Source organism: Corallococcus sp. CA047B, from assembly GCF_003612065.1.
GTDB classification, from domain to species: domain Bacteria; phylum Myxococcota; class Myxococcia; order Myxococcales; family Myxococcaceae; genus Corallococcus; species Corallococcus praedator.
Map to the genome: position 1 here is coordinate 18145 of NZ_RAWD01000006.1, position 13881 is coordinate 32025.

The 13881-nt window shown below is 70.6% G+C and carries 14 protein-coding genes; 9 read left to right on the forward strand and 5 right to left on the reverse strand.

What is annotated here, in order from left to right; all coding sequences use genetic code 11:
* Nucleotides 1–3: 3 nt before the first annotated feature.
* Together D7X74_RS02185 and D7X74_RS02190 are read right to left on the reverse strand one after the other, a co-directional pair.
* Entirely contained in the window at nucleotides 4–753 is a 750-nt protein-coding gene (locus D7X74_RS02185; RefSeq protein ID WP_120531287.1) for a hypothetical protein, read from the reverse strand.
* Nucleotides 754–917: 164 nt separating this feature from the next.
* Nucleotides 918–1646, reverse strand: a complete 729-nt coding sequence (locus D7X74_RS02190) for an SDR family NAD(P)-dependent oxidoreductase (RefSeq protein WP_120531232.1) — start codon at nucleotides 1644–1646, stop codon at nucleotides 918–920.
* Between the two features lie 159 nt (nucleotides 1647–1805).
* Here D7X74_RS02190 and D7X74_RS02195 point away from each other — a divergent pair, with 159 nt between their 5' ends.
* Both D7X74_RS02195 and D7X74_RS02200 read left to right on the forward strand, forming a co-directional pair.
* Nucleotides 1806–2603 (forward strand): hypothetical protein, encoded by a 798-nt coding sequence (locus D7X74_RS02195; protein ID WP_120531233.1) that lies wholly within the window; start codon nucleotides 1806–1808, stop codon nucleotides 2601–2603.
* 225 nt (nucleotides 2604–2828) lie between these two features.
* Nucleotides 2829–3485, forward strand: coding sequence for a hypothetical protein (locus tag D7X74_RS02200; protein ID WP_120531234.1), 657 nt, complete (start codon nucleotides 2829–2831; stop codon nucleotides 3483–3485).
* A gap of 96 nt (nucleotides 3486–3581) precedes the next feature.
* Here D7X74_RS02200 and D7X74_RS02205 read toward each other — a convergent pair whose 3' ends face one another.
* Nucleotides 3582–5279, reverse strand: a complete 1698-nt coding sequence (locus tag D7X74_RS02205) for an alpha/beta-hydrolase family protein (RefSeq protein ID WP_120531235.1) — start codon at nucleotides 5277–5279, stop codon at nucleotides 3582–3584.
* Between the two features lie 219 nt (nucleotides 5280–5498).
* Here D7X74_RS02205 and D7X74_RS02210 point away from each other — a divergent pair, with 219 nt between their 5' ends.
* The 6 genes from D7X74_RS02210 (at nucleotide 5499) to D7X74_RS44940 (ending at nucleotide 10707) form a co-directional block, all read left to right on the forward strand.
* Nucleotides 5499–5765 (forward strand): hypothetical protein, encoded by a 267-nt coding sequence (locus D7X74_RS02210; protein ID WP_120531236.1) that lies wholly within the window; start codon nucleotides 5499–5501, stop codon nucleotides 5763–5765.
* Nucleotides 5765–5968, forward strand: a complete 204-nt coding sequence (locus tag D7X74_RS02215) for a hypothetical protein (protein WP_120531237.1) — start codon at nucleotides 5765–5767, stop codon at nucleotides 5966–5968. The genes D7X74_RS02210 and D7X74_RS02215 overlap by 1 nt, the downstream gene beginning before the upstream one ends.
* A 14-nt stretch (nucleotides 5969–5982) precedes the next feature.
* On the forward strand, nucleotides 5983–6276 hold the full coding sequence (locus D7X74_RS02220; RefSeq protein WP_120531238.1) for a hypothetical protein: 294 nt from the start codon (nucleotides 5983–5985) through the stop codon (nucleotides 6274–6276).
* Nucleotides 6273–6797, forward strand: coding sequence for a phospholipase D-like domain-containing protein (locus tag D7X74_RS02225; RefSeq protein WP_120531239.1), 525 nt, complete (start codon nucleotides 6273–6275; stop codon nucleotides 6795–6797). The genes D7X74_RS02220 and D7X74_RS02225 overlap by 4 nt, the downstream gene beginning before the upstream one ends.
* On the forward strand, nucleotides 6787–8121 hold the full coding sequence (locus D7X74_RS02230; protein ID WP_120531240.1) for a phospholipase D-like domain-containing protein: 1335 nt from the start codon (nucleotides 6787–6789) through the stop codon (nucleotides 8119–8121). Before D7X74_RS02225 ends, D7X74_RS02230 begins: the two co-directional genes overlap by 11 nt.
* A gap of 66 nt (nucleotides 8122–8187) precedes the next feature.
* Complete coding sequence (locus D7X74_RS44940) at nucleotides 8188–10707, forward strand: hypothetical protein (RefSeq protein WP_120531241.1); 2520 nt, start codon at nucleotides 8188–8190, stop codon at nucleotides 10705–10707.
* A gap of 15 nt (nucleotides 10708–10722) precedes the next feature.
* On the opposite strand, the gene D7X74_RS02240 is transcribed toward D7X74_RS44940, so the two are convergent.
* Together D7X74_RS02240 and D7X74_RS02245 are read right to left on the reverse strand one after the other, a co-directional pair.
* Entirely contained in the window at nucleotides 10723–11487 is a 765-nt protein-coding gene (locus tag D7X74_RS02240) for a glucose 1-dehydrogenase (RefSeq protein ID WP_120531242.1), read from the reverse strand.
* A 49-nt stretch (nucleotides 11488–11536) separates the two neighbouring features.
* Entirely contained in the window at nucleotides 11537–12523 is a 987-nt protein-coding gene (locus tag D7X74_RS02245) for a zinc-dependent alcohol dehydrogenase family protein (RefSeq protein ID WP_120531243.1), read from the reverse strand.
* 289 nt (nucleotides 12524–12812) lie between these two features.
* Here D7X74_RS02245 and D7X74_RS02250 point away from each other — a divergent pair, with 289 nt between their 5' ends.
* On the forward strand, nucleotides 12813–13877 hold the full coding sequence (locus D7X74_RS02250) for a lysylphosphatidylglycerol synthase domain-containing protein (protein ID WP_233595489.1): 1065 nt from the start codon (nucleotides 12813–12815) through the stop codon (nucleotides 13875–13877).
* The last annotated feature ends 4 nt before the right edge of the window (nucleotides 13878–13881 follow it).

A 13881-nucleotide genomic window follows, 5' to 3' on the forward strand; every position in this document is an offset into this window, starting at 1 on the left:
GGCTCAGCGCCAGTGAAACAGGAATGAGCCTCCGGGCAGCACGGAGGGCCGGTCCGCGTCCTTCCATTGCTGCTCGGAGAGGACTCCCAGGTCCAGCGACCAGTTCCGTCCCATGAACCGCGCGCCCGCCGTCGCGAAGCCGAACGCGCCGCTGACGCCATCGACCGGGGAGAGCGCGACCTCTCCCGCGAGGCCCCAGTGCTCCCCCAGCCGGACGAAGCCTCCCAGCATGGGCAGCACCATCACGCTCCCGGAGTGGAAGCTTCCCCAGGCGACGAAGGGCTGGACCGTGAGCGATACATGGGCGTCACCCGTTCCGTACGTTAGGATGCCGTAGACCGCGACGGCGTTGAGCGTCTGCAATTCGTAGAGGTCGCTGTCGAAGCTGCCTCCCTGGACGCCGAACGCCAGATGCAGCCGCTCGGTCAGCGGACGCGTCACCTTGATGCCCCCCATGAGGCTGAAGGGCACGTCGCTGAAGGTCCGGGCCAGTGCGACGACGGGGACGGCCGAGGCCACGCTCACGGATACGCGCTCGCTCAGGCCCACCTCCGCGACGGTGGCGAAGAGCGCCTGCTGCCCGATGAAGCCCTCTCCCTCATGCAGCGGAAGCGCGGTCGAACCGAGCAGCCCGCGCGTGCGGGCGGGATTCTCGAACCAGGCGCTGGACGAAGACGGCATGGGCTCCCCGGCGCTCGCGGACGCGCCAGGGAGGAGCCACCACAACAGCATCAGACAACCGAATCGCGGCATCTTCACTTCTCCCCCTCGTGGTGGCGCGCCTCCAAGGCAACCCCCATGCCACGGAGCACACGCTCAGGGGACACGAGGGAGTTCGCTCCGCCGCGCCCTCCTGGATCCGGACACGCGCGTCATGGCGCCACGGATTCATCACGGCGCAAGAGCCGGGGCTGCGCTCAGACCGCGGTCCAACCGCCGTCGATGTCGATGACCTGCCCGGTGGCGTAGGAGCACGTCGCGAGGAAGTAGGCCGCGTCCGCCATGTCCCGGACGGTGCCCGGACGCTTGAGGGGGATGTTGCTCACGAGCGCGTCCATGAACGCGCCCAGCTGCTCGGGCGGAACGCCCCAGTCGATGTCCGTGTCGCGGGTCAGCCCCGGAGACAGGACGTTGACGCGGATGCCCTTGGGCGCGAGCTCGACCGAAAGCGAGCGGCCCATGGCGTTGACCGCGCCGCACAGGCCCGCGCCACCGGAGTAGTTCACCAGGGCGGCGTGCCCGGCGATGCCGGAGCAGAGGATGATGGCGCTGCCCGCGGCCATCTTCGGCACCGCGTAGTGACAGGCGGAGAGCTGGCCGAAGAACCGGTCGTTGAACAGGTCCCTCCACGCCTTCGAAGGCACGGCCTCCACCGGCCCGAACACGGCGCCCCCGGCACACGTCACCAACAGGTCCACGCGCGGCACGGAGTCGATGAGCCGCTTCACCTGCGCGTCGTCCCCCACGTCCGTCACCACGCCCCGGACGCCATGCCCCAACTGCGCCGCCGCATCCTCCAGGCGTTGCTGGCGGCGTCCGGCGATGACCACCTCCGCGCCCTCGCGCGCGAAGCGCTCCGCGATCGCCAGCCCGATGCCCGTGCCGCCGCCCGTGACGACCGCGATCTTCCCGTCCAATGCTCCCATCACTGCCTCCCATGAAAGGAAAACACTGACAGCAAAGCATGACGGTCCCAGCGGACACAGCGGGTTTGTCTTCACCCAGCCGCAATCCCAGGCGTCGCGCGGCATGGTGGATGCAATCGCTTTCCCGCGCAGCATCCCCCTCTCCTCGGAGCAGCGCGCATGGCCATGCGATGGAAGAACCGCGGTTCAATCGTTCGTAACGCACTCGGACTCGGACTGGGAGTTGGACTCCTGCTCGCCGCGACGCCGGGCATCGCCAGCGACGCGAAGGGCGAGGGCTGCGCGTGGTTCTCCGGCATCGAGCACTGCCCGCTCGACGCCTCGGAGCTGTACGCGTCGGAGGAAGGGCTCGTGGTCAAGAGCACGGATGGCAAGCAGAGCGGCGTGACGCTGGACCTGAAGGACGCCTCCGGGTGGGATGCCTGGCTGAGCCCGCTGGAGCCGGACTGGGACAGCCGCATGGTGCTGACCTTCACCGGGACCCAGCCGGACGGGGCCCCGGAATTGCTCGAGCGGGTGGTCGTCGCGCGCTCGAAGGAAGAGGACCTGGGCGCCCTCTACGTGGACCCCTCGGTCCATGGCGCGTCCACCTACACCGTGAGGGGCTACAACGGCGGGAAGCTGGCCTTCGAGCGCTTCGGCGTGGTGCCCGTCCAGGAGAAGCTCGCGGGTCCGGGCGGTATCGCGCAGGCCTCCCGGCTGGTGGCCTTCCCCGGCAAGTGGAGCAGCGGCCACAGTGTCATCGAGGGCCCCAACGGGGAGACCTGCACGCCGGGCCTGGACTTCCCGAACCCCCGCCCCGTCCGCTTCCCCGACCGCACCTTCTCGGTCGCGGTGGACCTCGTCACCGTCCAGCCCGAGGGCGTCGCGCTCAAGTCCCGCACGCTCCGTGAAGTCAGCCTCCAGGGGTTCGGCCTGGAGAGCTTCACCCTCCAGAAGGAAGTGCGCACGCCCTGATGTCCGGCACGGGCTGGATTCAGGGCCTTCCGCGTGTAGCGGGATGCGCTACGAATCCGGCGCTGTGTGTGGCCATTCCTGTCACAGCCCGCGGGCCCTGGAAGCAGCGTCGTCCCTGAGCTGTGATTGGCATCTGGGATGCACTGGTCACGAAACGACGAGTGGCGTTCCCGTGTCCCCCACGGGAATGCCTTTCCCTCCTCGTCATTTCCCAGAAGGTGCCCCATGACTCGAAAGTTCGTCCAGGCGTTCTCCCTTGTCGCGGCGCTGGTCCTGACCTCCACCACGGCCATCGCCGGTGAGCGGCTGGCGGCGTACCTGCCGCGCCTCGACGCCCCGAAGGCTCCCACGCTGGAGTGCACGGACCCCCGCGCCCAGTTGCATGCAGCGGCCAAAGAGGCCGGCGTGGACATCAACCCCGAAGAGACCGTCGTCGTGTCGAAGGACGGCATGACGTTCGCTGGCAGCAGCATCGCCGGCTTCGAGCAGGTCCCCGCCTCCGCGCTGCCCGAAGGCGCGGACTTCGGCTTCACCTACCTGGACGCGCCGCAGGCGGGCATCCCCGCCGGCTACTACAAGCTGCGCGCGCGTGCGGCCGCCGAGGACATCCAGGTGGGCGAGTACCGCGGTGAGGTGGACGTCATCGACGCGTCCGGCAAGGCCGTGGCCCGCCTGCCCGCGACGATGCAGACCTCCTCCGTGGAGGTGCCGCAGCCGCTGCCCTTCGCGCGCACCACGGTGGACGCGCAGTTCCGGCAGACGAACCTCATGGGTGGGCGGCCTGATCAGCTCTCCCGCTACCACCACTCGCTGATCATCATCTACCACTGCCCCAACGGCACCACGATCATCATCTTCATCGACTACTGGGATTGGTACTGAACCGCCCTTCGCGGCCCGTCTGAATGAGTGAACCCCGGCCCCGGAAGCGCGAATCCCACGCGCCTTCGGGGCCGAGGTGTTTCCAGTCCCGTCACTTCACGGCTCCGGCTTCAACAGCTCACGCAGGCGCGCTGACTTGTCGGCGCTCCAGCCCTTGGGTTGCAACAGCGCGACCCAGCCATCCACGTGCTCGCCGGTGTAGACGTGGCCGTAGCCGGGAGGCACCTTCATCCCCAGGGGCAGGTCGGCCGTCACCTGCCAGAACGTGACGAAGGGAATCCACACCATCGCGCCCAGCACGTCGGGGCCTCGGGGCTCGCGCAGCCAGTCCGGCCGCTTCACCATGAGCCCGGGACTCCACCAGATGATGGGGTCGGAGGGATGAATCAGATACAGCACGCGGGAGGGCCCCCAGGGTGCGTTCGCGGGAGGGATGGCTTCGCCCGGCCGGCGACTGAAGCGGACGGTGCGACCGTTCCGGTAGAGGGGCTCCACCTCGGGGCTGCCGGGGTCACGCTGGTCGGTGAACTCGCGATACAGCGTGTTGAAGTGGGGCGGTCCCACGAACAGCACCCCGTCGGTGCGGTTGGCCAGGTCCCGCTCGCCGCTGAACGCGGTCTCCCCGCCGTAGGAGCCCAGGCTCTCGCCAAACACCTGTAGCTTCGGGCGCTGACCTTCGGGAAGCCGCGACCAGCGCTCGTACACCGCATCGAAGAGCGCGCGGCCCTCCTCGCGGGCCTTCTTCTGGTCCACCAGCACGGAGAGCCACGACCACAGGTGTGAGTACTGCGTGGCGACGATGGCGGAGTCGCCGCCCGTCACGTACTCGAAGGCATTCACGGCTTCAGGCACCACCCAGCCGCTGCCCGTGGTGGTCACGACCAGCAGGTGCGCGCGCTGGAAGGCGCCGGTCCGCTCCAGCTCCTGGACCGCCAGCTCGGCCCGGCCCTCCGCATCCGGAGCGGACGCATAGCCCGCGTACACGCGGATGGGCTCCTTCGCGTCCGTTCCGCTGAACCGGGAGAGTTCGTCCACGGTGGGGCCGCGTCCCACGAAGTTGCGTCCCTCCCGTCCCAATGACTCCCACTCCACCCGCGAGCCGGGGCCACCGGAGCGCAGCGCGGTGTCGGGCTGGAACACCCCCTGCTCGGTCGTCGTGTCCTGCAGCGCCAGCGTGCGGTCCGCCATGGAGATGAGGCCGTCCTTCAAGAGGCCGCTGGCCACCAGGAAGGTGAGGGCCACCACCGCCAGCACGCTCATCGCGCGGGCCGCGCGAGGCCCGATGTGCCGCGCGAGCCGCGCATCCAGCCCGCGATACACCGCGCGCAGGCCGCGTCCCACGAAGAGCAGCAGGAAGAACACGAACGCCGCGATGGCCGGCGCGAACAGGTAGCCCACGCTGCCCGGGTGGGGCATCCCCATGAGCTCCCGGATGTGCCGCTGCCATTGCCAGCCCAGCAGCAGCGCGGCGACCAGCGCCACGCCGCCCGCCACGAAGAAGCCCTGCCATGCCCGGGGACGCGGCGTCCTCGCGGGACGGTGGGCGAACTCTCGCCACAGCCACGCGCCCATCACCCCCAGCCCGTAGCCGATGGCCGCGCTCATGCCGCTGACGAAGCCCTGGAAGGGTCCGGTGCGCGGCAGCAGGGAAGGGGTGAAGGACAGACACGCGAAGAGGAGCGCGACCCAGGCTCCTGGCAGCGTGCCGTGGAGCCACCGGGGAACAGCGCGACTGCCATGCCAGACACCCCGTGCCGGTGCCATCCGCGCATCGCGGGTGAGAAGGCGCTCCATGCGAACCCCCGGTTTCCAATGCCTTCGCAGGCAGCGCCTGGGGGTGCTTGCTCCCACCCCGAGGCGCACACCAGAGGGTAGGCCCTCGGCCCACGCACGGCAGCGGACGCTCGGCACGCTCGCAGGCCGGTGCGGGCCTTGTCGTCCCGCGGGGCCGGGCAGGGAAGCCTCCTTTGGGCCGTCTCTTGAAGGCCCTGGAGCACCTCCCAGATTTCCTGCATGGAGCTCCTGGTGGTCCCCCTCCAACCCCGCTTCGAGCAGCTCCTCAGGGAGCAGCTGCGCCGGTTGGCGATGACGATGACGCGCGAGCAGTTGGTCCAGCTCCGGCTGGAGCAACTGTATGACTGGGAGAAGGTGGAGGACCCCGTCACGCGCCGCTTCTTCCGTGCGTCCACCCTGGCGTGGACCCCGGAGGAATTGAAGGCACTCGTCGAGGCCACCCTCCGTGCGTACCTGCCCGAAGGGGAACGGGAGGAGGTCCACTGATGGGCTATCCCAACCTCGGCAACTTCGCGGACATGCTCCACCTGGACCCGGAGTTCGACCCCAACGCCCTGCCAGGCGACAGCACGTCCATCGACCTGTTCGACTTCGGCGACCCCTACGCGCCCACCAGCCCCGAGGACCAGGCCCTGCGGGACTTTGAACGGATGCTCCAACTGCTGCTCGAGGAAGCGGGCAGCATGTAGCGAGGACGTCCCCCATGCCCATGCCCCCCACATACGAACGGCTGGAAGCCATCGAGGATTTGCTGGAGGAGCACCGCCTGCTCATCCACGAACAGCTCGCGACGCTCTCCTGGCAGGAGGTGGCGCTGGTCTTCCAGGCCGAACAGGAGGCGAAGGCGAAGACCCCTTCGGAGAAGGAGGCGGCGCCACGGGTCTCCCTGGCGCTGGCGGCGTACCAGGACTTCACGCGCCGGTTGCTCCTCACCTACCGCCACTATGAGCAGGGATTGAGGGAGCGGCTGGCGACCGTGACCGCGGAGGCGCCATGAGCTTCGAGGCCTTTCCCGTGTCTGAAGGCACGCTGCTCCACGACGGGGACTACGCGCCCTTCGCGGCGAGCTGGTTCGCGCTGGCGCGCAAGCGGCTCTGGGTGTCTGTCTTCATCATCGACACGCGGGTGTTGAGGGATCCGCTGCGGTCGGTGCGGGGCCTGGTGGAGCAACTGGCCCAGGCGCGGTGGCGCAACGTGGACGTACGGGTGCTGGTGGGGGTGTCGGACACGCCGGAGGTCCACATCGCCAACACCACCTCCGCGCTCTACATGCGGGAGCTGGGCTTGCCGGTGCGGCTCTTCCACTCCGAACGTCACGTGAGCACCCACAGCAAGTTCGTCATCGTGGATGACCGGGTGTTGCTGGGCAGTCACAACTGGACGCACTCCGCCTTCCACGTGAGCCATGAGGATTCCCTGGCGGTGAGCTCCCCGCAGCTCGCGATGGGGCTGGGGCAGGACTTCGAGCGGCTCTGGACCGAGGGTGCGCGCAAAGCGGAGGCAACCCATGCGTCCTGAGTGGTTCGTGCCGATGGTGCGTGGCTGGTCGGAGCAGGTGCGGTGGGAGCCGGGCGAGCTGGAGCGGGCCACCGGGCTGCTGGTGGAACTCAGCCGCGCGCGTGGCGGGGAGCTCGTCTTGGATGAGGCCTCCGACGAGGACATCGCGCGCCAGTTCGCCCTGCGCCGGGCCCGGGAGGTGCTGCAACGGCGGATGAGCCGCTACGCCCGTGCGCTGGAGGAAGGCGCCGCGTCCGCCCGCTACAGCAGGCCCGTGCGCGAGGAGGCTGACACGTCCGCGCTGCCCTTCGTGACACCGCACGAGTGGGTGGATGCCCTGGACGTGAACGCGGCCAGCGCGGAGGAGCTGGAAGGGCTGCCGGGCCTGGGGCGGGTGCTGGCGGAGCGCATCGTGAGCTACCGCCGCGCGCACGGCCCCTTCCTCACGCTGGAGTCCCTGCTGCGGGTGGAGGGCCTGGGCGTGAAGGGGCTGGAGCAGCTTCGCGGGCGGATCCTCCTGGAGGAGCGCCCGCCGGTGTTCCGGAGCGAGGCGCTGGAGGCGTTCGTCCAGGAGCCCTCCTTCGCCCGGTACGTGCAATGGGTGGCCGCCAGCGGTGGCTCGTTCCAGTGGCGTCGCGCGCGGGGACAGGGCCCGGTGGCGCAGGTGCTGATGGAACTGGAGGAGGCCCTGCGGGATGCGCGGGAGCACCCCTACGGAGTGGCACGGCGTCTGGGGGCCACGCGGGCGAGCGTGGCGCGGACCGAACAGGAACGGCTGGAGCAGGCCCGTGCCCACGCCGAGGACGCCTCCGGCACGGTCCGGGCGGGTGTGTTGTTGAGGCACGGCCAGTACCCGGAGTTCGTGGAGAGTCTGCTCTCAGGGGCGGCGCGCTCCGTGCGGGTCGTCCTCTTCTTCTTCCGGTACGTGGATGCGAAATACCCCACGCATGGCCTGCTGCAAAAGCTCATCGCGGCGCATGAGCGCGGCGTGGACGTCAAGGTCATCCTGGACCAGGACGCGAAGGGGGATGTCTATCATTCCCGCATCATCAACCTGCCGGCCTTCCAGGCGCTGACGGCCCGCAAGGTGCCGGTGCGCTACGACACGGCGAGCCGGCTCACGCACTCCAAGCTGGTGCTGGTGGACAACAGGCACCTGGTGATGGGCAGCCACAACTGGACGTTGAGCTCGTTCACCCGCTACGACGAGACGAGCCTGTACCTGGACTCGGAGCCGCTGGGCGCGCGGATGGAAGCGCGCTTCCGGGCGCTGTGGACGGAGAAGGCGCAGCGGGAAGCCGCTGCCTCCCCCCTGGCCGCGGAGTCCGCGGTGGCCGAACCCTGAAGCCACTTCCGGCGCCAGCACTCCCTCGGGGTGCACGAAGGACCTCCGACGGAGTAGACACGGGGCATGTCCGCTCCGCTCGACAGCGGCGTGCGCCGGGGCGCCGAGGTGCGCTGCCCCGGATGCATCCGCTTCATCCCGTCCGACGCCGCCTGCCCGCACTGCTTCTGTGGCCCCGTCCCCCCGGAGCGCTACGGCGCCGCGCGCGAGTTGTTGAAGTCCGGGGTGGACCGCTTCGCCCTGGCGGCCCGCACCGCCGCGCTGGACCCTTCCCAGGTGGAAGCCCTGGCGGCCCGCTATGCACGGCAATGGGGCGTGGCGCTGCGGCTCATCGAGGACGCGCGGCGCATCGAGTCCCGGCTGGTGCAACGCGGCTTCTCGCTCGACATGGAGGATGCCTGGGCGGCCGCCCTGCCCATGGACGAAGTCCTCCTCACCGAGCGCATCGCCCCGTTCAGTCCCCTGCCGGACTCCCTCGCGTACCTGTCCAACAAGGCGCCGGACGCGGACCTGCGCAACCTGGCGGCGCTCGCGTGGGTGCACGAAGGCACGGCCTCCCAGGATGCGCGCGCCACGGTGCGCTACCTGCTGCACCAGGACGGGCGCATGGCGGTGGAGGCGATGCTGGCCCTGACGCGCTGGCGCAACGCCTTCCCCGTCCGGCTCACCCCCGACGAGCGCGAGCGGATCCGCCTGCTGGCCCTGGGCGTGCTGGACGTGCCCGGAATCGGCGCGCGCGCCGCCGTCGCCTGGACGCGGGTGTCGCGAGAGGCGCCCCCCTCCGTCGTGTCGGCCGCGCTGCACCAGGGCCTTTATGGCACCGACCTGGACGTGCGCTTCGAATGCGCGCTGGCCCTGCGGGACGAGGTGGAGGTGGCGCAGGCGTTGGACTCGCCGGACGCGGACACCGTCACCTTCGTCCGGCGCACGCTGAGCGGGTGGGGCTCACCGCTGCTCTTCCCCCGGCTGAAGCGCGAGGGCAACGAGCGCTTCGTGCAGGAGGTGCTCAGGGACCTGCCCTTCCCCCCGCCCGAAGGGGCCCTGGACGCGCTGCTCACCGTGTCCGTGCGCACCGTCGGTTCCCTCGCGGATGAACTCCTGCGCCTCGCGAAGCGGCAGTCCTTCCACGCCTGGGGGCTGGAGAACCAGCAGCGCTGGGCCCGCTGGGCGCGCTCGGTGCTGCGCGACCTGCCCGCGGAGACCGCGCTGCACTTCTTCGGCTGGGCCGCCACCCCCGGCGACACCGCCGAGCCTCCCGAGGAGGAGGAGACGGAGGCGATGTGGTGCTTCCTGGAGGAGACGGTGCATGCGATTGAGCGCGGCGCGGAGAAGGACCGCATCGCGTGCTTCAAGGACTTCCTCTTCGTGCACTTCCTCCACCACGCGGGGGTGGATGAACAGCGGCGGCTGAACGACTGGGCTCGCGACCCATACAGCGGTGAGGCCCTGCTGGAGGCCCTGGTGATGTTCCCCTCGCGGCGCGAGCAGGCGCGCCTTCCTGCCTCCGGCGTCGAACACGCGGCCCGGCTGTTGATGGCGGTCTGGGAGGGACCGGATCAGCACCTCCTGGTGGCCCCCATGTCCCGCGTGGCGCGGCAGTGGAGCGCGTACTCCGGACGCGAGGTCCTGGTGGAGGCCGTCTGGCAGCGCTTCCAATCCCATCCCTTCGAACGCGGCCTGTTGCTCGCCGCCTTCGCCGGCTGGCGCGACCGCCTGTGGGAGAAGCAGCGCGAGGCGGAGCCCGACGCCCTGGTGCGCTTCCAGGCGTGGTGGCGCCTGGACCCCGTGGGGCTCTATCCCCACGCGGAGCAACTGCTGGCGGAGGTGACGCTGGACGTGCTGCCCCGCAGGCTGCGAGCCCTCTGGGCCGCGGCGGAGGAGACCGTGGGCACGCGCCCGCGCACCGCGTCCCTCTCCGTGTCCAAGGGGGCCTGGGCGCTGCTCCACGGGGTGGAGTCAGAAGACCCGCGCCACCTCCAGGAGATGGAGGCGGAACTGGCGTACTTCGAGTCGCGCCTCCCCGCCTTCGAGCAGCGCGTGCGCACCACGCCGTCGCCGCCGGAGGAGTCCAACATCCACCGCGACTTCCTGGACGACACGCACGACGCGCTGCGGATGATGCGCGAGCGCCGCGACCGCCGCCGCGCGCACGAGGAGCGCGAGCGCGAACGTGAAATCGAACGCCAGGTGGCCGAGTCCCGCCGCCGCGACCAGGAGCGCCGGGCCGAGGAGGAGCGCCGCGCCGCCGAAGCCCGCGAGGCCGCCCGGCTGGTGGAGCACGGGAAGGAGCAGGCCCGGGCCCTGGCCAATGCCCGCATGTTGATGACGGACCTCCAGCCCCAGGTGCCCGCGCGCCCGCTGGACCGGGAGGTGCTCTTCCCCGGCACGTCCCTGCCCACGCTCCTGCAATACGCGCGGATGCTCAAGGCGCTGCAGGGGGGCGCGGACGTGCTGAAGCTCTTCGAGGTCGTGGGACTGACGCCCGCCACCTGGGCCACGCAGGCGAACGCCTGGGGCCAGGCGATGGTGGGCCGGCCGGAGCTGGCCATCCGCTTCTCCGAACTGCTCCAGGCGCCCTGGGCGTGAGCCGGGCGCCCCGCGTTACTGCGCGGTGGCGCCGCCGTCGAGGATGACCTCGGCGCCGGTCATCACCTTGGACTCGTCCGACGCGAGGTAGAGCACCGCGTTCGCCACGTCGTCGGGCTCACCGAAGCTGCCCAGGGGGATGCCCTTGAGCATGCGCGCGCGCGTCTTCTCCGCTTGCCCTCCGGCCTGGGCCAGCGCCTCCACCATGGCGGTCTCCACGTAGCCCGGGTGCACGGAGTTGCACCGGATGCCGTAGCCCTTGGCCGCGCAGTGCAGCGCCACGGACTTGGACAACAGGCGCACGCCGCCCTTGCTGGAGCTGTACGCGGGGAACTGCCCCACGCCCACGATGCCGGCGATGGAGGAGATGTTGATGATGGAGCCCTTCGCGTTGCTCTTGCGCATCGCGGCGATGCCGTGCTTGCAGCCCAGGAAGACGCCGTCCAGGTTGACCGCGTGCACCAGCCGCCACTCGTCCAGCGACATGGTCTCGATGTCCTTCACGATGCCCATGCCCGCGTTGTTCACGAGCACGTCCAGCCGCCCGAACTTCTCCAGGGTGCGCGCCATGGCGTTCTCCCACTGGGCCTCCTGGGTGACGTCCAGCGCGACGAACAGCCCCGCGTCGCCCAGCGACTCCGCCACCGCGCGCGCTTCAGCCTCGCGCCGGTCGGTCACCACCACCTTCGCGCCCTCGCGCGCGAGCATCCGCGCGGACGCGGCGCCCAGGCCTCCCGCGCCGCCGGTCACCAGTGCCACCTTGCCTTCGACTCGCTTCATGGTCGTTGCTCCTTCAATGCCGTGGGGGAGGGGGCGGCCCTTCAAGCTTTCAGGCCGAGGGGTTGGGGGTCAGGATGATCTTCCCGTTGCGGCCCGGCTCCTGGGCGCGCTTCACCGCGTCGTGGATGCGCTCCAGCGGGAAGGTGCCGTCCACGGGCGCCTGCAGCGTGCCCACGGACATCAGCTCCGCGAGCCGCGCGAAGGTGGAGTTCTGCTCCTCGCGCGGGGCGTTGCGCATCCAGCGCACCAGCCAGAAGCCGCGCAGGGTGACGTCCTTGAAGATGGTGGCCGCCGCGGACAGCTTGGGGCCCTTGCCGCTCATCGCGCCGTAGTTCACCAGCACGCCGCCGGTGGAAAGACAGTCGCCCAGCCGCCGGGACGACTCCCCACCCACCGCGTCGATGCCCAGCCGCACCTTCGCGCCGCCCGTCGCGTCGCGCACCTGTTTGGGCAATTCATCCGTGTCCAGCAGCACCACGTCCGCGCCCTGGGCCTTCAGCTCGTCGGCCAGGTCCTGGCGGCGCACCACGTTGACGGTCTTCAAGCCCATCACCTGCGCCAGGGTGATGAGGTAGCGGCCCACGGCGGAGTTGGCGGCGTTCTGCACCACCCACTCGCCGGGCTGGAGCGTCACGAACTGGCGCAGCATCAGGTACGCGGTGGGCGGATTCACGAGCAGCATGCTCGCCTGGAGCAGGTCCAACCCCGGCGGCACGGGCAGCAATTGCGCGGCGGGCGCGGTGAGGTGGGTGCGCCAGGTGCCCGCGCCCAGCGGCAGGAACACCAGGTCGCCCACCGCCACGGCGTCGGAGCCCGCCACCTCCACCACGCGGCCCACGCCCTCGTTGCCCGGGGTGGCGGGCAGCTTGGGCAGCACGCCGTATTCACCGGAGAGGGTGAGCAGGTCAGAGGGGTTGATGGGCGTGGCGAGGACGGCCAGTCGCGCCTCGCCGGGTTGGAGCGGCGCGGGGGATTCCTCCACCACCTGGGCGACGTCCGAGGGCGGACCGAAGGCCGAGAAGCGCACTGCTTTCATTGCATGCTCCCGCGTGAAGCCTGACTGAAGGCGGCGCCACCCTAACCGCCTTCGGCCCTGCTGCCGAGCGTGCAAAGCAGGCCCACGGGCGGTGTGGACGGGCCGTCGCGTGGATCCACGAAGGCTCCATTCCGACCCTGGGGAGACGCGGGTCTGTCCACCCCCGAACGCGAGCCATGGGGGGGCTGCCAGCCGTCGACAGTCAGGCCTCGCCATGGCGGCGAGGGCTGCACAGCTTCAGAAATGGACCCCTCGGTGGGGCACGTGGGGATGGGCGAGGGGGGCGAGTGTGAACAGCGTGCACCACGAAGTGGCCCTGGCTGGACCGTTGGCGGTCGTTCCAGAAGGGCGGGCAGCCGAACCGTGCGTCTGGAAGCGCAGGCTGCTGACGGTGCTCAAGCCCGTCTTCGCGCTCGGCGGCCTGGGCATGCTGACGGCGATGGTGAACAAGGCGGGCGCCGGTGAGCTGAAGACCACGCTCCTGACCGCGATGCCGCTGTTGCCCTGGGTGGTGCTCATCGAGCTGGGACGTCAGGGGTGCGACGCGACGGCGACGCGCCTGTCCTACGGTGCCCGCGCGGGGCAGGTGCCGCTGTCGGTGTTGGTGCGCGCGCAGTTGATTGGCACGGCGGTGTCGAGCATGGCGCCCGCGGGCCGCGCGGCGGCGGAGGCGACGAAGGCGACGCTGCTGACGCCCTACGCGGGGGGCGCGGCGGCGACGGCGGCGGCGGCCACGTCCCAGTCCGCGTCGCTGGGGGCCGGAGGGCTCATCTCCTTTCCGTGCGCGGTGGCGTCCTACCTGATGACGGGCTGGTCCGCGTTCACGGTGGCGATGCTGGTGCACGGCTTCGTGTTGCTGCTGGCGTCCCTGGGCGTGCGCGCGGGCCTGCGCGCGAAGCGGCTGGGCGCGTGGATGCAGCGCCGGTGCGGGAAGTGGGGCGCGCACGCGCAGTCGTTCCAGGCCTCACTGTGCGCCGGAGGGCTGTGTCCGTGGCGGCCGATGCTGGCGTTCCTGGGCAGCCGCGTGTTGCAGGTGATGCAGTACGCGGTGCTGGCGCACGCGGTGGGTATCGACGCGACGGTGGTGCAGGCGCTCTTCACGCAGGGGCTCTACCTGGTGGCGCTGGCCCTGGGCTCGCTGGTGCCGGGGCAGGTGGGCGTGACGGACAGCGTGTTCTCGCTGGCGGCGGGGGCGATGGGGACCTCCGCGGCGAAGGCCATGTCCATCGCGGTGCTCGCGCACGCGGTGCAGGCGGTGTTCGTGCTGGTGGGGGCGCTCACGCCGCTGGTGTGGCGGACCCGGAAGGTGACGGCGGCGCAGGTGGTTGCGCCGGCCGTCCCAGCGGCGGCTTGAGCTG